This window comes from Kitasatospora sp. NA04385 (genome assembly GCF_013364235.1).
Taxonomy (GTDB): domain Bacteria; phylum Actinomycetota; class Actinomycetes; order Streptomycetales; family Streptomycetaceae; genus Kitasatospora.
In genome coordinates, this window is the sequence record NZ_CP054919.1 from 8,300,483 (window position 1) to 8,316,439 (window position 15,957).

The following is a 15,957-nucleotide window of genomic DNA, read 5'->3' on the forward strand; positions in this document are numbered from 1 at the left end:
GCCGCGGGCCCGGCGGGCCCCCGTCACGGCTCCTCGGTGGGCAGCCACGCGCCGTGCAGGCCCAGGGGGACGCGGACCGGGATGCGCACCCGGGCGACGGGGCCCGAGGACGGGTCCTCGGCGGGCAGGGCCAGGAACCAACTCGTGCCGTCGGTGCGGTCGGTGGCGAAGGTCATCCAGTAGCCGCGGTCGTCCGCCGACGCCCGCGGCCCGGGCTCGGGGGCGAAGACGGGCTCGCCGACCGCGAGGTCGCCCGCGTCCCAGACCTCGGTGGCGCCCGACTCGACGTCGTACCAGCGCACGGCGTCGTACTCGCCGGCCAGTAGGTCGCCGCGGCCGGTCCCGGTGGCCAGGGCGGTGATCCGGTGCCGCCGACCGGTCAGCCGGTCGTCGATGCGCGGGAACTCCACCCGGGCGTCGTCCAGGACCGTCCGGGACAGTCGGGCGCCCACCGGGTCGATCCTGGCGCGGACCAGGCGCGCGGTCGCCGGCCCCGACCCGTCGCCCGGGCCGACGGTGAGCCGGTTCCACTCCACGTAGTCGAGGACCACCGGGGCCTGCGGGCCGGGCCCCTCGTCGTAGGCGTTGACCGAGTGCCACATCCAGAAGGCCTCGTCGTGGGCCCACACCGGTGCCCCGCCGTCGCGCGGGACGAGCACCACCCGGGTGCCGCGCTCGGGCCGCCAGGCCAGGAACGAGCCGCCGGCCATCGCGGCGTCCAGGTCGAAGAAGGCCGGGGCGAGGACGAGGACCAGGTAGCGCGCGGTGATCGCCATGTCGTGGATCATCAGGGGCTCGTCGACACCGGCCAGCGGCGTCGGCCCGCGGCTCACCCTCCCGTCCGGGCCGATCACCGACCAGGTCAGGTAGGGCGGCTCCAGGGCGTAGCAGAAGACGGCCATCTCGCCCGTGCGCGGGTCGATCTTGGGGTGGGCGGTGATCCCGGCGGGCAGCGCGCCGTCGAAGTCCTCGCGGCCCAGCGTCGCCAGGGCGGTGTCGACCCGGTACGGGCAGGCGGCCTCGGCCAGCGCCAGCAGGCGGCCGGCGTGCCGGACCACGTTGATGTCCGGCAGGTCCTTGAACGTCCCGGCGAGTTCGGGCCCCACCTCGTCCGGGCCCGGGAGGAGCATCGACTCCAGGCCGCCCCACAGGGCCCGCCCGGCCCGCTCCTCGGCGACGAGCGCGGGGGTGCGCACGAACCGGTTGAGGTAGCCGGCCCGGCCGCCGGAGATCCGCACGGCGTGCAGCATCCCGTCCCCGTCGAGGGGGTACAGGTAGGAGCCGATCGGGGTGAAGCGGGGATTGGGCCCGTTGCGCACGTACATCCCGTCGAGCCCGGCCGGCAGCGCGCCGGTGACCTCCAGGTCGACCACGTCCACCTCGTCGGTGACCGGGGCGAAGGGCCCCGACAGGTGCGGTACGCGGGCGGGGTCGAAACCCGTCGTCGCACGGGTGCTCACGGTGACCTCCCGACGGGGCGGCCGACCGGGGACCGCGCAGGACCCGGACCGCCCCTCTCCTCCCAGTGAAACGCGCAACTGCGCCGCCCCGCCACCACTCCCGGCCGGGACCGACACCGACGGGCGGTTCGAGTCGTGTAAGAAGGCGTCCGACTTCCAGCCCCGAGGAGCGCCCCTTTGTCCGACCGGATCACTTTCGAGGAGTTCGCCGCCAGCCGGGCCGGGCAACTGTTCAAGACCGCCTACCTGATGTGCGGGGACTGGCACCAGGCGCAGGACCTGGTCCAGATCGCCCTGTCGAACCTGTACCCCGCGTGGGGACGGCTGACCCGGGGCGGCAGGATCGCCGGCCTCGACGCCTACGCGCGCAAAGCCCTGCTGAACTGCTACATCTCCCAACGCAGGCTCCGGCGTTCCGGCGAGCTCCCCGTCGGCGAGCTCCCCGACCGCGCCGCGCACGGACCGAGCGAGGAGAGCGAGGTGACGCTGCGGCTGGCCGTTCTGGACGCGCTGAACCACCTCGCCCCCCGCAACCGCGCCGCCGTGGTGCTGCGCTACCTGGAGGGCTACAGCCTGGAGGAGGTCGCCGACACCCTGGGCTGCTCGGTGAACGCGGTGAAGAGCCTCAACTCCCGCTCACTGGCCACGCTCCGGGAACTGCTCGGGCCCGAGCGCTTCGCCCTGCTGCAGAACTGACCCCCAGGCCCCCGGAAAGGCAGACACCCGATGGATTTCGACCAGGACCTCGCCGACGTCCTCACGGCCAGCGTCAAGCACCTCGACCCCCCCGTCACCGAGATCGTCGCGGAGAGCGCCCGGCTCGGCCGCGAACGCCACCGCGCGCGGCGGCGGCGCACCCTGCGGGTCGGCGGCGCCGCGCTGACCGTCACCGCCGTGCTCTGCACCGCCGTCGTGACGTCCCAACTCCGCGACCAGGGCGGGCCGGTGCGGCCCGTACCCGCCGACCCGGCCTCCACCGCCGCGGTGCCCTCCACCGCTGCTTCGCCCTCCACCGCTGCTTCGCCCTCCACCTCGCCGACCCCGTCCGCACTGCGCGCGGACGCCCAGCTGACACCGGACGCCATGGTCAAACTGCTGTCCGACCGGCTCCCGGCGGGCGGGACCTTCGTCAAGTACCAGCAGCCGTACGGGGACCACGACCCCGCCGAGGAACTGGGCGCGTTCCTCCGCTACGACGACGGCCGCGGCACGGCCACCTTCCAGCTCACCCTGCGCAAGGAGCCCCACCCCTTCCCCACCGACGGCCACACCCCCGGCGCCCGGGACACCCCCCTGCGCTGCGACGACGGGCCCCAGCGCCCCAGCGGGCCCCCGCCGGGCCCGCTCAGCTGCCAGAACCGCTTCCTCCCCGACGGCAGTTGGGAGATGGTCAGGGCCACCGACGCCGTCGTGCCCGGCCTGTACGGCTACCAGGTCGCCATCTGGCGCCCCAACGGCGACGTGCTGGTGTTCGCCGAGTTCGCCGGGACCCTCAACGCCTACGGGCACAAGGAGGCCGCCACCCGCGCCGAACCGCCCGTCCCCCTCGACCAGTGGCAGGGCCTCGCGGAGAGCCCGGACTGGCAGTTCCACGTCCCCCGCGCACTGGTCGAGGAGGGCGCCCGGCTGGCGTCGGGCATCCCCCGCGCCCCCTTCCCCGAGGGCTGAGCGGGCTCCCACCGACGGCCCTCCCGCTCCCCGCGGACGGCCGCCGTCGCGGGAGGGCGGACGGCTACCCTGGAGCGTGTGAACGACCGGCACGAACGACACGAATGGCGGGTGGCGACGGACCGGGGACGCGTCGTCCAACCGACCTGCGACCACCTGGACGGGCTGGGGGAAGTACCCGCCCGGACGACCGCCGGCTGCGAGGACTGCCTGCGGGAAGGCAGTACGTGGGTGCAGCTCCGGGCGTGCCTGGGCTGCGGGCACGTCGGCTGCTGCGACAGCTCGCCCCGGCAGCACGCGTACCGCCACGCGCACGCCGCCGGCGGCCACCCCGTCGCCCGCTCCCTCGGGCCCGGCGCGGACTGGGCCTGGTGCTACGTCGACGAGGTCTTCCTCCGCCCGGCCTGACGGCACGGCCGCGGCGGTGCCGGGTCGGCGCCGGGTCGGCATCGCGGCGGCGCCCGCACCTGGAGCGCGTCCCGGTGCGGGCGGTTCGCGGCGGTGTCCGGTTCGGGCGGTTTGCGCTGCGGGGGACCGGACACACCAGAGGGCATGACCACACCCATTTCACGCGCCGTGGTGACCACCGGCGCCAGTGCGGGAACCGGGCGGCCGGGCGTCGCGGCGTTCGCCCGGCGCGGCGAGCGCCCGCCCCGATCGCCCCCGGCCGCGCCGGGCCGGAAGCGGCCGCCGCCGGGGCCCGGACGGCGGGCAGCCCGGCCGTGGCGAGCGCGGCTGCGGTGAGCGCGGCTGCGGTCACCGCAGCCGACGCGGCGGCGGACCACCGCGCGGGGAGGGCCTCGTGACCGTCTTCCCGCACCCCGCGGAGCGCACCGACGGGCGGGGCCGGTTCGAGCGGCTGGCCGAGACCGCGTCCAACCTGAGCAGCTCACCGGTGTTCTCGGTGTTCTGCCTGCTGCTGGTGGCGGCCTTCTTCGCGGTGCACGCGCTGGGCCTGCCCACCGAGTGGCAGATCCTCGCCGGTGACGTGATGACCGCCGTCACGCTGGTGCTGCTGGCCCTGCTGAAGAACGCGGAGCGCCGCGCGGAGCACGCGCTGCAGCGCAAGCTGGACGCCATCGCCGCCGCCCTGCTGGAGCAGCACGCGGGCGACGGCGACCGGGCGCACCGGGAACTGCGCGAGGCGATCCGCCTGGAGGAGCGGCTCTGAGCGGTGCCGGGCCGTCCGGCGACGGCCCGGCGCCGCCGGGCGGGGGCTCCCCGCCCCGCAGCTCTGCGGCCGTACCCACGGCCGCAGCTGTGCGCAGTGGCTGGGGAGCGTCCGGCCGGTCAGCGGTGGTCGAGGTGGGGGAAGACGAACTCGTCCAGCAGCAGGCCGAGGGCGACCGCGGCCGGGACGGCGACCAGGGCGCCCACGATGCCCAGCAGCGCGCCGCCGACCAGAACGGCCACGATGGTCACGAAGGGGTGGACGTCGACGGCGAACTTCATCGTCCGCGGCATGATCAGGTAGTCCTCCAGCAGCCGGAAGCCGATGTAGAAACCGGCCGTGGCCAGGGCGACCGGCCAGGAGACCGCGAGGGCGACCAGGCTGACGACGATGCCGCCGATGGTCGAGCCGACGATCGGCACCAGGTCCATCAGGGCCACGAACACGCCGAGGGCGGCGGCGTACGGCACACCGACCGCCGCGCACCACACCGCGGTGGCCAGGCCGGCGATCGCGGAGGTGACCAGGTTGCCGAGCATGTAGCGTCCGGTGCGGGCGAGGATCTCCTCGGTGAGCTCGCGGGCCCGGACGCGGTGGCTGCCCTTCACGAAGCGGTAGCAGAACTCCTTGATGTCGGGCATCCCCGCCATCAGGTACAGCGTCACGGTGGCGACCACGGTGACCGAGGTGACGGTGTCGAGCAGCAGCCGGCCGGCGCCCAGCACACCGCCCATCAGGCCGGGTCCGCCGTCGCCGCCGAGGGCGTTCTTGGCCTGTTCGGCGAGGTGGAAGCGGTCCTCGATCCGGCCGAGCGCCGAGTGGTGGTCGTGCACCTGGTCCAGCCAGAGCGGGACGCGCCGGGCCAGCACACCGGCCTCCTGCCCCACCGGGGGGACCACCAGCAGCAGGAAGCCCGCCACCAGCAGCAGGAAGACGCCGAGCACGGCGGCCACCGCCCAGCCGCGCCGCAACCGGCGCCGGCACAGCGCGGCGACGACCGGCTCCAGGCTCACCGCGAGGAAGACGGAGAGCAGCAGCAGGGTCAGGAACTCCTCCAGCCGCAGCAGTTGGCGGAAGAGGAACCAGCCGGTGAGCGCGCCGAGCGCCAGCCGCAGGCCGGTGGAGAACCCGGGCAGCCGGGCCGCGGGGGAGCGCCGGCCGGGCGCCGCGGACGGCGGGGGATCGGCCGCGGGCGCGGTCGGGGCGGCCTCGGGGGGCACCAGCAGCCGACGGCGGATTCCGTCGGCAGCGCCGGTGGTGACGACACGCAGTCCCGGTGGCATCTTCATGGTCGTGGGTCCGTTCCGCTCGCGGCCCTGGGGGCACCGTCCGGTTGCCCCGTTGCGCCGAGTCGAAGCGCGCCGGAGACACCCGGTGCGCGGGCCCGGCCCGGCGGGGGGCGGAGCAGTGCGTGGACGTGGACGTGGCAGGGCCCCGGGCACGTCACCCGTAGGGGGTGCGGTGTCCCGGGGCCTGTGTGTGGTGGGTGGGGAGGCGGCTCAGTTCCGGAAGGCGTCCTTGACGTGCTCCTCGGCCTGCTTGAGGTCGCCCGCGGCCTGCTCGGCCCGGCCCTTCGCCTCCAGGCGCTCGTTGCCGACGGCCTTGCCGACGTTCTTCTTGACGGCGCCCTCGATCTTCTCGCCGGTGTTCTCGGCCTTGTCGCCCGTCCCCATGTTCGCCTCCTGGCTGTCGATCGCTCGCCGACGGGCAGTCGGGTGCCCCGTGGCCGCCGGAAGATTCCCCCGAATATCCGGCGCGGTCCCGGGCAGCAGAGGCCGCGACAATCGAGTCCCGGGAGGTCGTCGTGGTTCCCCTTCTGCTGGTCCTGCTCCTCACCCTGCTGCTGTTCGGCGCCGGTTTCGCGCTGAAGATCCTCTGGCTGGCCGCCGTGGTCGTCCTGGTGTTCTGGCTGCTCGGCTTCGTGGCCCGCGGCGCACACCCGTCCGGCGGCCGGCACCGCTGGTACCGCTGGTAACCCGACACCGACACCCCGCACCGCACCGCCCGGGGCCGGGCCCACCACAACACCGGTGGACCCGGCCCCGAGCGTCCACAACCGCTTCATGAAAACGGCTCTGGCCGGATTTCCGTGAACCTCACGGCGGGGCGGGGCGGGGGCCTGCGCGAGGAGGAATTGGCTGGTCATCACCACAAGCCGTGTCCTAGCCTCGCGGTCATAGGCACCGACATGTACGGCTGCATCGAGATCAGGGATCCGAACGCCGACGAGGACTGGTTCGAATGGGAGCCCTGGCAGCGGTGCATGGATCTGCAACCGCTGTTCGGCAAGGGCGAGTACGAGGCGTTCGCCCTGCTGTTCGGGGTGCGCAACTACCAAGGTTGGGAGCCGCTCGCCGGGCAGCGCGGGCTGCCGGTCGATGTCTCGGCGGCGATGCGGGCGGACTTCGAGGAGTCCGAGCGCATGGATGCGGCTGTGCACGGCCCGACGTGGGTGAGCTGGGCGGAACTGGCGCGGGTCGACCTGACGGCGTCGCCTGCGGGCTTGCGGGGCGTGGTCGTGCTGCCTGGCCCGCACCCGCACCTGGAGAGCTGGTTCTGGGTCGGCGAGCAGTGGAACTCGGAAGAGCTGGTGCAGCGGATGGGACCCCACGTCGACGGCCGGAGCCCGGCGGAACTGCCCTTCGGTGAATGGTCGGTGGGCACCGCACAGGTGTCGTACCGCCGGTTCACGTACGGGGACGCGATCGGGCCGGGCACCGGCTGGGAGCACGTGTTCGCGGTCATGGCGGCACTGGCCGGCCGCTTCGGCGACGACGGCGTCAGGCTCGTGGTGTACTTCGACTGACTGCGCGTCGCCTCGGGTGCGACGACAGGCCGCGCAGTACGCGCTCTCGATCCGACGGCCGTTCAGAGCTCCCTCCTTCCGATCGTTCACCGGACTGTGGTCAGAACCACATCAGATGAGCCCCGTCACCACGCCGGGGGCGGCCAGAACGTCCCCGATCGACGTATGCGTGAGCGTGGCGGTTGGCTTCTTCGGCCTTGCCGTTCCGTCTGCGGTCCGGCCCGTGTGGTCGGTGATCTGAGTATTCGTACGGATACCCCCGTACCGATCGGTGACCGTATGATCGCTGACTGTGTCACCGACCGGGGGGGATCAGTGAGCGAACAGATCAGGGTGGACCCGGCCGAGCTGAGGGCTTCGGCGGCGGCCGTACGGAGCATCGGCGAGGAACTGCAGCCGCCGGCCACCGGCGCGACCGACTCCAGCCGTACGACCGCGGGCGAGTTGGCGGGGTGGTCGGTGGGGGCGGAGCTGCAGAGCCTCGCGGACGGATGGGCTCCTGCTCTCGGCAGGCTGTCGGAGCGTCTGGCGGACACCGCCTCGGCGCTGGAGGCCAGCGCGCAGGGGCACGAGTGGAACAACGACCAGATCGCCGAGACGTGGCAGAGGCAGGGACAGCGGTGAGCGGGGACTTCGCGCTGCTGCGGCGTTTCGACCCCTCCGGGCTGCGGGAGACGGCCGAGGGCTGGCGCCGGCTGTCGGCCGCGGCGGAGGACGCCAACAGCCAGCACCGGCATCGGGTCAACGGGCCCCTGCGGGAGCACTGGCAGGGCAAAGACGCCGACAGCGCGTTCTTCACGATGGAATCGAACGAGCAGAAGCTGGAAGTCGTACGGGTGGAGGCCGAGTCGGTGGCGCTGGTACTGGACACCGTCGCCGACCGGATGGAGCAGGCCAGGACGAACCTGTCGAACGCACTGCTACGGGCCGACGAGTGGCACCTGCCGGTGGCGGACGACGGAACGGTGGGCCTGCCACCCCAGACGGCACCCGACCGCCACGACCCGGACGCTCGCGACGAGCGGCAGGACCAGGTCCAGCTGCGCGACCAGGTCCAGGACCGCATCAACAGCGCGCTCACCGCCGCCCGTGAGGCCAGCGACCAGGGCGCCCGCGCACTCGGGCACCTCAGCGCCGGCGTCCTCACCCAGATCCGGGTGGACGGAGCGGCGAGCGAGTCGGCGAAGGACGTCCAGGACGTCGCCAAGGACCTCGGCCTCGCAGCCCCCTACATCCCGGAGAACAAGGACCCCAAGCAGAGCGCCGAGTGGTGGAAGTCCCTGACGCCCGAACAGCAGCAGAGCTACATCGCCCTGCACCCCGAGGAGATCGGCCGCCTCGACGGCCTGCCCGCCACGGTGCGGGACCAGGCCAACCGCCTCGTCGTGGAGCAGCAGCTCGACATGCTGAAGGCCGGAACCCCCACCGGGAACACCACCTACGAGGAGTGGAACCAGCAGCAGACCAACCTCCACGCCCTCAAGGAGGCGTTGGACAAGAAGGACGGGTTGGACGAGCAGCACCAGTTGTTCCTGCTCCAGGTGGATGCGCACGGTGACGGCAAGGCGGTGGTGTCCACCGGCAACCCGGACACCGCCGACCACACCGCGGTCCTGGTCCCCGGTACCGGCACGACGATGACCTCCACATCGGGCCAGATCGACCGCATCGGCAGGCTGCAGGACTCGGCGGAAAGAGCGGACCCGGGGACGAAAGTCGCGGTGATCTCCTGGCTCGGCTACGACGCACCCGAGTTCAGCGGCAGCGTCCTGACCCCCGGCCGGGCCGAGGACGGAGCCGAGGACATGCGCCGCTTCACCGACGGCGTGCGCACCGCCCAAGGCGATCACCACAGCAATCTCACCGTCATCGGACACAGCTACGGCACCACCGCCGTCGGGGCCGCCGCAGCGGGCGGACAGGGCTTGCAGGCCGACGACATCGTCGCGATCGCCAGCCCCGGCATGACCGCACCCAGCGCTTCGGACCTCCACATCGACCCCGGCCACGTCTGGGCCGGCACCGCGGCCGACGACAACATCAGCCTCGTCACCGGGGCGACCCTCGGGCCCGACCCCACCCTCGGTGCTTTCGGCGGGCAGACCCTCGCCATCGACACCCACGGGCACAGCGGCTACTGGGACCCCGACAGCGAGAGCCTGAACAACCAGGGACGGATCATCGCCGGACGGCGGCCGAACACCGTCGACAACCACCGGGACGAGCCTCCCGCCATCGTGCCCGGCCTTTGAGGCCCGGCTGCCGCAGAGAGACCCGCATTCCATGCCTCGACCGAAATTCCGCGTGCGCCGTCACCTGAACGCCGCCACGGTCCTGTTCCTGTCACTACTCCTGGGAGGCTGCGTGAACAGCCCGGATCCGAACGAGCCGCTGCCCGTCATGGCCAAGAGCGAGGCCCAGGCGTGGGCGCAGCGCATGACCGAGCACCTGGCCGAGGTCGGCGGTGTCACCGTGGCGCCGGAGTCCGTCAAGCCCTACTTCAGCAACTGCGAGGGAAAGAACGGCGAGGTCGTCGAGGACGGCCGGTACACCCTCGCCTACCACGCCGCCAGCACAGTCCCGGTGGATCAGCACCCTGAAGCCGTCCGCAAGATCCGGGCCGCCCTGGAGAAGGAGGGCTTCCGCATCACCGGTTACCGCGAGACGGTGGACGGCCAGCCCGACGTGCTCCTGTACGCCAAACACGACGAAGGCCGCTACTTCATCGACGTCGGCACCACGGGTGGTGTCCACTGGCTCTCCATCAGCGTCAGCACCCGCTGCCTCATGCCCCCCTCCGCCTCCGCCGCAGCGCAGCCCTAGATGTTCTGTCCTGTGAGGTTGGGGACGCGGCTGTACGCCTCGCGGTCGAAGCCGGGCGGGCGGCCACCGGCAGAGCCGCGGGTCGGGCGCTGACCGATCTGGTCCTTCTTCTCGGGGATGCTATGAGAATCCGTTGCTCAATCGAGCTTGGTGATCGTGAGTTCGAGTCTGCTGCCTCGGTCGGATGATCCCCTGGTCGTCTGGGCATGGAAGTGGGGCCTCCCGCGCAGGTCGGGTGCCGGGACGCTGCGGGGCTGGGCCCGGCCGCCTGCGGTGTCACTGCAGACGAACAGCCTCCGGCGGGAACGGGCGACCGACGGGAGTGGGCATGGACATCGAGGAGACGCTGGATCGACTCGGCGTGGTGATCGGACCGCCGCCCGCGGACGGCGTGACCCCGGTCCCGCGGGAGCTCGCACCCGCGGCGATCGGCTTCCAACTGCCCTCGGACTACCGGGCGTTCGCCGATCGGTACGGGTCGGTCAGCATCAGCGACGAGCTGCACATTTTCACACCGACGGAAGTCCCCAGTCCCCACGCCGCGGTGCCGTCCGGCTTCGAGGGGTTCCTGTACCACACGACGGAGCCCTACGGATACTGTGCCTGGCTGGCCGAGTGCTACCGGGACGGGAACTACAGGGAGTGCCCGTATCCGCTGTTCCCGGCCGAGGGCGGCCTGCTGAAGTGGGGTAACAACTACAATTCCGACCACTTCTTCTGGCTGATGCGGGGCCCGGACCCCGACCGGTGGCCGGTAGCCGCCAAGTTCCACTCGATGTGGGAGTGGGACGTGTTCGAGGGCGGCTTCCTGGATTTCCTGCTGGCGGCGGTGACGGAACAGTATTCGTACCACGGGGACGTCGTTCCCGGCGGGACGAAGCAGGTTGGTGATGGCCGTGCCTATCGTCTTCGGGGTGACTGGTCGAAGAACCATCGGGAGTGAGCCCCCGGACACGGTCAACGGCAGGCTCCGAGCGGCTCCGGCTCGGTGACAAGACATGGCCTCTGGTGCAGCTCGGGTCTGTCGAAGACCTTGAGCACGCCAGGAGGCCTGGTTGCCGCCGTTGTGAGCCCTCACACCGGTCGGCTTCAACTCCGCGACCCGCACGTGCGACTGTCTCGCTCACCGGTTCGGGAACGCCGGCGACCGGCCGCACAGGCGGCCGAGGTACCCCTCGGACATGAGTGACGCGGAGTGGGCGGTCGTACGTGACGCGATGCCCATCCCCGCCCGGCTGGAAAGTCGGGGCGGGCAGCCGGAGGGCTACTGCCACCGGCAGCTGGTCGACGCAGCGTGCTACCTGGTCGCGGGCGGCATCACCTGGCGGGCGATGCCGGACGACTTCCCCGACTGGGACCGCGCCTACGCCTTCTTCCGGCGTTGGCGTGACAAGGGACTGGTCGTCGAGTTCCACGACCGGCTGCGGGACCGGGCCCGCGAGGCGGCAAGCCGCGATCCGGAGCCGACCGCAGGGATCATCGACGCGCAGTCGGTCAAGGCCGCCTCCTCGGTTCCGAGCGCGAGCCGGGGATTCGACGGCGGGAAGAAGGTCAACTGCCGCAAACGACACATCGCGGTGGATACCCTCGGGCTGCTGTTGACGGTGCTGGTCACCGCAGCCTCCGTCACCGATCGCGAAGCCGGCGGGACGCTGCTGGAGCGGCTGCGTCAACGACGCTGGCGTATCTCGCCGGTGCGGGCCGACGGCGGCTACACCGGACGCCTGGTCGACCTCGCCCGCAATGTCCTGAACATCGCCCTGACCGTGGTCAAACGCACCGACGACACCACGGGCTTCGTGGTGCTGCAGAAAAGGTGGCTGGTGGAACGGACGTTCGCGTGGCTGATGCACTCACGCCGCCTGGCCCGCGACTACGAGACCCGCATCGACACCTCCGAGGCGATGATCCGGTGGTCGATGAGCATGGTCATGAGCCGTCGGCTCGCCCGGCAAGTACGTGGAACATCCCCGGGCGTTCCTCGGCCAGCCGGCCAGCCCCGCACGGCCAGGTGCTTCACCTTCGACCGCACTCCCTCCACCTTCGCCGCGACCACCTCCAGACCCAGGGCCGCCGCGAGCTGCCGACAGTCCATCTCCTCCCCGCTTCCTGCCAGGACCTCCCCGAGTCGCTGGTGGTCCGGCGCAAGCGAGTCGGGAGCGAGCACTTCCCTCCAGACCGGCACCACCGATCCGGGCACGGCACCGACGACCCGCGCAGGCCGTCCACCAGCTGCCCCGGCCGACGGCACCTCCTCGCCCGCAACAGGTTCTGCCAGGACTTCGGCCACCGTCTGACGGGCGATCACGAACCGCTCCCACACGGCCTCCGCCTCCCGCAGCTCGGCCTGCAGGACCTCCACCCGCTGCCGGGCAGCACGCTCGCGCTCCTTTAACAACCCCATCACCGACGGCATCCGGCACCTCCACCGAAGAGGCGACACGGCACTCCGCCTCTGCCACCGAGGCACCGGCACTTATGCCTGAGCAGCGGAAACGCACCCGCCACAATCGGAAAGACAACGGCTTCTGAGGGATCTGGCGTCTGCGCAGGTAGGTTCGTATGAGCTTGCAGCTGTGGGCTCTGTCTGCGCTGAGCACGTCGGGGCGGGTGCGGGGACGGCCGCCGCCCCGATGCGGAACGCGGATCTCGGCCATGGCCGGTTCGAACGTGCTGCCGTCGGGGGCCTGGCCGGGCGTGACGAGCAGGCCGAGTGGCCGTCGGCCGCCTTCGCTGGCCAGGTGAATCTTGTTGGTCAGGCCACCACGCGAGCGCCCGAGCCCTTCGTCGGCACGGTGCCGTGCAGGCGCCACCCTTTTTGGGCCCGTTCGTCGAGGCGGCCTTTCGAGCGCCGACGGTGTGCTGATGGGCGCGCCAGGTCGTGGAGCCGAGGCCGACCCGGCCCCAGTCCAGTCGGCCCTCGGCATCGGCCGGGGCCCGTACCGCCTTCAGCGTCCGGGCTCGCACGTGCCGTCCGCCGACCAGCACCGGTGTCACTCGTAGGCGGTCTTCCACCGACCGTAGCGCACGGGCAGGTCCCGCCACGGGACACCCGTGTGTCCGCGGAAGTAGATCCGGTTCCGGCGGGTGTCCGCGAACGCGGGTGACGGCTACAGCGAGGGCTGGCGCTACGAGTTGGAGCAGGCCGATGTGTTCCGTTGCCAGACCTGGTGCCCCGTACCGTCCCCGAGATCCGCCGGCTGATCACCTGTCCCGCCGGGCCCGGACCGCTACTGCAAGAAACGGTTGCAGAGTAACGGAGTTGAAGTCCCGTCAGGGCGAGCGCCGTTGCGTACTAGCCCGGACCGCCGGACGCGTGGGACCCTGGCGTGAGTGGGGTGCGGCCGTGGTGGAACACCGGGACGGGGGAGTCGAAGTGAGTGCACGCCTGGTCGGGTCGCGATGAACATCAGCGTGGTCGTCCCGTCCTACAACGCCGGTCCGCAGGTGCGGCGACTGCTGTCGTGCCTGGCCCTGTGCGAGCTCGACGCCGGGGACTCGTTCGAGGTCGTGGTGGTGGACGACGGCTCCGACGACGGCACCGGGGAGCTCCTCGCGGCCCTGGCGCTGCCCTATTCCCTGAAGTACCTGTTCCTGCCGCGGACCGCGGCCTCCGGCCGGGCGGCGGCGCGCAACGCCGGGATCCGTGCGGCCGGTGGCGAGGTGGTCGTCCTGGTCGACGCCGACCAGGTCGTCGAACCCGGCTTCCTGGCCGCGCACGCCCGGTACCACCGGTTGCGCAGCGATCTGGTCGTGGCCGGCCCCCGGGGCGACATGGCCGAGGGGGAGATCGACGACGAGCGCCTGGCCCGGGAGTTCTCGCTCGACGCGATGCCGGAGATCGTCGGATGGGACGGCCGGGAGTTCCTGCTGGCCGAGTTCTCGGAGAACTTCGACAACCTGGAGACCTGCTGGCACTACGCCTTCACCTGCAACCTGTCGGTGCGCCGCGAGCACCTGCTCGCGGTCGGGGGCTTCGACGAGGGCTTCCTGGGCTGGGGCCTGGAGGACTCCGAGCTCGGCTACCGGCTGCGGCGCCGGGGGCTGGCGTTCGCGTTCCAGCCGGAGGCGCTGTCCTACCAGACGCGGCGCGAGGTCACGGCGGAGATGCTCGACCAGTGGCGCCGCAACCTCGACCATTTCGTCGCCCGGCACGCGGGGGCGGCGGACGTGGCGATCCAGCAGGTCATCTGCCGGGCGTTCGACCCGGCGGAGGTGGCGGCGGAGCGCGGCCTCGGCTGGCTGGAGTGCACGGTCCGGATGGAGTACGCGGCGCGGGCGCTGGCCGGCCGCCTGCCCGAACCGACCTCGTACGCGTTGCTGGAGGTGGACGACGACAACGCCCGGGACGTCCTCGCCCGGCTGCCCGGGCTGGCCGCCGAACGCGACCTGCTGGTCCTGGACGACACGGAGCGGGCGGTGCTGGCCGGGCCGGCGCAGTGCGCCGGGACGACGCGTGAGCTGGTGTACTTCCACCGGCCGTCCGCCGACGTCAGGAAGAGGATCCTCGCCCGCTACCCCGTCGGGTCCGACGGCCTGACACCCTGACCGGTCGTGCTGGCCTTCGCCGCGGCGAGACATGCCGCGGGTCCGGCCGCGGGTCCGGCTGCGGACGGGTGCCGTGCCCGGACCCCCGACCCGTCGGCGGTCGGGCGCCGGGGGCCGGGGTCCCGGCGGGCCGGGAAGGGGGCTGTCACCAGGTGACGGGCAGCGACTGGAGACCGCGGAAGACGAGTTCCGGTACGTAGGTGAGCTCGGACTCGTCGACGGCGAGGCGCAGGCCCGGATACCGCTTCACCACGGACCCGATCGCCACCCGCATCTCGCGACGGGCCAGTACCGCGCCGAGGCAGAAGTGCGGCCCGTGGCCGAAGGCGAGGTGCGCGGCCGGTCCCTCGCGGGTGATGTCGAAGCGGCCGGGGTCGGGGTACGCGCCGGGGTCGCGGTTGGCCGCGACGATGACCGGCAGGACCGGTTCGCCCGCCCCGAGCCCGACGCCCTCCAGCTCGACGGGCTCGGTGGTGACCCGGACCTCGGCCGAGCTGAAGAGCCTGCTGTAGCGCAGCAGTTCGTCGACCGCCGGGGCGATCAGGTCCGGTGACGAGCGCAGCAGCGCGAGCTGGTCCGGGTGGCGCAGCAGGGTCAGGAAGGAGTTGCCCAGCTGGTTGACGGTCGTCTCGTGGCCGGCGATCAGCAGGCCTTCGAGGTTGGCCAGCAGTTCGGGTTCGGTGAGGTGGTCGCCCTCGTCGTTGGCGGCGACCATCGCCGAGATCAACCCGTCGTCCGGCCGTGCGCGCTTGTGGCGGACCAGGTCGGCGAGCCAGGCCTGCATCTCGCCCTGGGCGGCCCGCAGTTCGTCCGCCGTGATGTTCGTGACGAACAGCCGCCTGGTCCACCTGCGGATGGCCTCCGCCTCGGAGTAGGGCACGCCGAGCAGCTCGCAGATGACCATCAGCGGGAGCGGGGCGCAGAGGCCCGCCACCAGGTCCGCGGTGGAGCCGGTGGAGTCGAGGGAGTCGAGGGAATCGAGCAGGGAGTCCACGACGGACTGCACGCGGGGTTCGAGCTGATCGACCATGCGCGGGCTGAACGCCTGCGACATCAGCTTGCGCAGGCGGGCGTGGCGCTCGCCGTCCAGGCTGGTGACCAGGAGCGGGTCGGTGGCGACCGAGAGTTGCAGCGGGCTGCCCGGACGGGTGGCCGCCTCCCGGCTGAACCGGCCGTCGCTCAGCACCTGGCGCACCGCCCGGTAGGAGAGGGCGAGCCAGACGTTCGCGGGGCCGATCGTGGCGCGGACGACCGGAGCCTGCGCGAGCAGCGCTTCGGCTTCGGGCTCGTTGTCGAGGTGGTGCGGTGTGGCGAAAGGGAACGTGGCTTGCATCGCTGCCTCCTGACGGGGCGTCACCGGAGCGGTCGGCGGCGCCGGTGGTCGGTTCGCCCGCACCGGATGGTGAGCGCCGTGCGGAGGTGTTCCCGGACGGCCGGACGATGGTCGAGGACGTTCTTCTGCGCGAGTGCGGACGGGAGTC

The 15,957-nt window shown here is 72.2% G+C and carries 16 protein-coding genes and 2 pseudogenes; 12 read left to right on the forward strand and 6 right to left on the reverse strand.

Going from position 1 to position 15,957, the window contains the following annotated elements:
- Nucleotides 1–23: 23 nt before the first annotated feature.
- On the reverse strand, nt 24–1,460 hold the full coding sequence (locus HUT16_RS36870; RefSeq protein WP_176192339.1) for a carotenoid oxygenase family protein: 1,437 nt from the start codon (nt 1,458–1,460) through the stop codon (nt 24–26).
- A gap of 177 nt (nt 1,461–1,637) precedes the next feature.
- Between HUT16_RS36870 and HUT16_RS36875 the strand changes: the two genes are divergently transcribed.
- The 4 genes from HUT16_RS36875 (at nt 1,638) to HUT16_RS36890 (ending at nt 4,299) form a co-directional block, all read left to right on the forward strand.
- Nucleotides 1,638–2,156, forward strand: coding sequence for a SigE family RNA polymerase sigma factor (locus HUT16_RS36875; protein ID WP_176192340.1), 519 nt, complete (start codon nt 1,638–1,640; stop codon nt 2,154–2,156).
- Nucleotides 2,157–2,186: 30 nt separating this feature from the next.
- Nucleotides 2,187–3,128, forward strand: coding sequence for a hypothetical protein (locus tag HUT16_RS36880; protein WP_176192341.1), 942 nt, complete (start codon nt 2,187–2,189; stop codon nt 3,126–3,128).
- Between the two features lie 156 nt (nt 3,129–3,284).
- Complete coding sequence (locus HUT16_RS36885; protein ID WP_176193071.1) at nt 3,285–3,536, forward strand: UBP-type zinc finger domain-containing protein; 252 nt, start codon at nt 3,285–3,287, stop codon at nt 3,534–3,536.
- A gap of 394 nt (nt 3,537–3,930) precedes the next feature.
- The gene (locus HUT16_RS36890; protein ID WP_176192342.1) at nt 3,931–4,299 is read left to right on the forward strand and encodes a hypothetical protein; all 369 of its coding nucleotides are present in this window, start codon (nt 3,931–3,933) and stop codon (nt 4,297–4,299) included.
- 119 nt (nt 4,300–4,418) lie between these two features.
- On the opposite strand, the gene HUT16_RS36895 is transcribed toward HUT16_RS36890, so the two are convergent.
- Nucleotides 4,419–5,588: an AI-2E family transporter gene (locus HUT16_RS36895; RefSeq protein WP_254898183.1), complete on the reverse strand. Its 1,170-nt coding sequence runs from the start codon at nt 5,586–5,588 to the stop codon at nt 4,419–4,421.
- A 210-nt stretch (nt 5,589–5,798) separates the two neighbouring features.
- Complete coding sequence (locus HUT16_RS36900) at nt 5,799–5,972, reverse strand: CsbD family protein (protein WP_176192343.1); 174 nt, start codon at nt 5,970–5,972, stop codon at nt 5,799–5,801.
- Nucleotides 5,973–6,103: 131 nt separating this feature from the next.
- On the opposite strand from HUT16_RS36900, the gene HUT16_RS36905 reads away from it, so the two are divergent.
- The 5 genes from HUT16_RS36905 (at nt 6,104) to HUT16_RS36925 (ending at nt 9,928) form a co-directional block, all read left to right on the forward strand.
- Nucleotides 6,104–6,274, forward strand: a complete 171-nt coding sequence (locus tag HUT16_RS36905) for a hydrophobic protein (RefSeq protein WP_176192344.1) — start codon at nt 6,104–6,106, stop codon at nt 6,272–6,274.
- A gap of 114 nt (nt 6,275–6,388) precedes the next feature.
- Nucleotides 6,389–7,105, forward strand: a complete 717-nt coding sequence (locus HUT16_RS36910; protein ID WP_176192345.1) for a hypothetical protein — start codon at nt 6,389–6,391, stop codon at nt 7,103–7,105.
- A 315-nt stretch (nt 7,106–7,420) separates the two neighbouring features.
- Nucleotides 7,421–7,729, forward strand: a complete 309-nt coding sequence (locus HUT16_RS36915) for a hypothetical protein (protein WP_176192346.1) — start codon at nt 7,421–7,423, stop codon at nt 7,727–7,729.
- A complete protein-coding gene (locus HUT16_RS36920; RefSeq protein WP_176192347.1) occupies nt 7,726–9,357 on the forward strand; it encodes an alpha/beta hydrolase in 1,632 nt (543 codons plus the stop codon). Before HUT16_RS36915 ends, HUT16_RS36920 begins: the two co-directional genes overlap by 4 nt.
- A 112-nt stretch (nt 9,358–9,469) precedes the next feature.
- Nucleotides 9,470–9,928 carry a hypothetical protein gene (locus HUT16_RS36925; protein WP_176192348.1) on the forward strand — a complete coding sequence of 153 codons (459 nt, stop codon included), beginning with the start codon at nt 9,470–9,472 and terminating at the stop codon, nt 9,926–9,928.
- 26 nt (nt 9,929–9,954) lie between these two features.
- On the opposite strand, the pseudogene HUT16_RS39005 reads toward HUT16_RS36925, so the two are convergent.
- Nucleotides 9,955–10,047: pseudogene (locus HUT16_RS39005) on the reverse strand (IS5/IS1182 family transposase); the annotation flags it as partial.
- 209 nt (nt 10,048–10,256) lie between these two features.
- Between HUT16_RS39005 and HUT16_RS36930 the strand changes: the two are divergent.
- A complete protein-coding gene (locus HUT16_RS36930; protein ID WP_176192349.1) occupies nt 10,257–10,871 on the forward strand; it encodes a hypothetical protein in 615 nt (204 codons plus the stop codon).
- Between the two features lie 238 nt (nt 10,872–11,109).
- A complete protein-coding gene (locus HUT16_RS36935; protein ID WP_254898184.1) occupies nt 11,110–12,225 on the forward strand; it encodes an IS5 family transposase in 1,116 nt (371 codons plus the stop codon).
- Nucleotides 12,226–12,462: 237 nt separating this feature from the next.
- Here HUT16_RS36935 and HUT16_RS39010 read toward each other — a convergent pair.
- Nucleotides 12,463–13,030, reverse strand: a pseudogene (locus HUT16_RS39010) (IS5 family transposase); the annotation flags it as partial.
- Between the two features lie 300 nt (nt 13,031–13,330).
- Here HUT16_RS39010 and HUT16_RS36940 point away from each other — a divergent pair.
- Nucleotides 13,331–14,476 carry a glycosyltransferase family 2 protein gene (locus tag HUT16_RS36940; RefSeq protein ID WP_176192350.1) on the forward strand — a complete coding sequence of 382 codons (1,146 nt, stop codon included), beginning with the start codon at nt 13,331–13,333 and terminating at the stop codon, nt 14,474–14,476.
- A gap of 145 nt (nt 14,477–14,621) precedes the next feature.
- Here the strand turns inward: HUT16_RS36940 and HUT16_RS36945 are convergent, their stop codons facing one another.
- Nucleotides 14,622–15,809 (reverse strand): cytochrome P450, encoded by a 1,188-nt coding sequence (locus HUT16_RS36945; RefSeq protein WP_176192351.1) that lies wholly within the window; start codon nt 15,807–15,809, stop codon nt 14,622–14,624.
- Between the last annotated feature and the right edge of the window lie 148 nt (nt 15,810–15,957).

What these genes read in the sequence shown, in the direction of transcription:
- HUT16_RS36945 (WP_176192351.1), bottom strand. Translation starts at nt 15,809, where the DNA reads ATGCAAGCCACGTTCCCTTTCGCCACACCGCACCACCTCGACAACGAG.
- HUT16_RS36940 (WP_176192350.1), top strand. Translation starts at nt 13,331, where the DNA reads ATGAACATCAGCGTGGTCGTCCCGTCCTACAACGCCGGTCCGCAGGTG.
- HUT16_RS36935 (WP_254898184.1), top strand. Translation starts at nt 11,110, where the DNA reads ATGAGTGACGCGGAGTGGGCGGTCGTACGTGACGCGATGCCCATCCCC.
- HUT16_RS36900 (WP_176192343.1), bottom strand. Translation starts at nt 5,972, where the DNA reads ATGGGGACGGGCGACAAGGCCGAGAACACCGGCGAGAAGATCGAGGGC.
- HUT16_RS36895 (WP_254898183.1), bottom strand. Translation starts at nt 5,588, where the DNA reads ATGAAGATGCCACCGGGACTGCGTGTCGTCACCACCGGCGCTGCCGAC.
- HUT16_RS36880 (WP_176192341.1), top strand. Translation starts at nt 2,187, where the DNA reads ATGGATTTCGACCAGGACCTCGCCGACGTCCTCACGGCCAGCGTCAAG.
- HUT16_RS36930 (WP_176192349.1), top strand. Translation starts at nt 10,257, where the DNA reads ATGGACATCGAGGAGACGCTGGATCGACTCGGCGTGGTGATCGGACCG.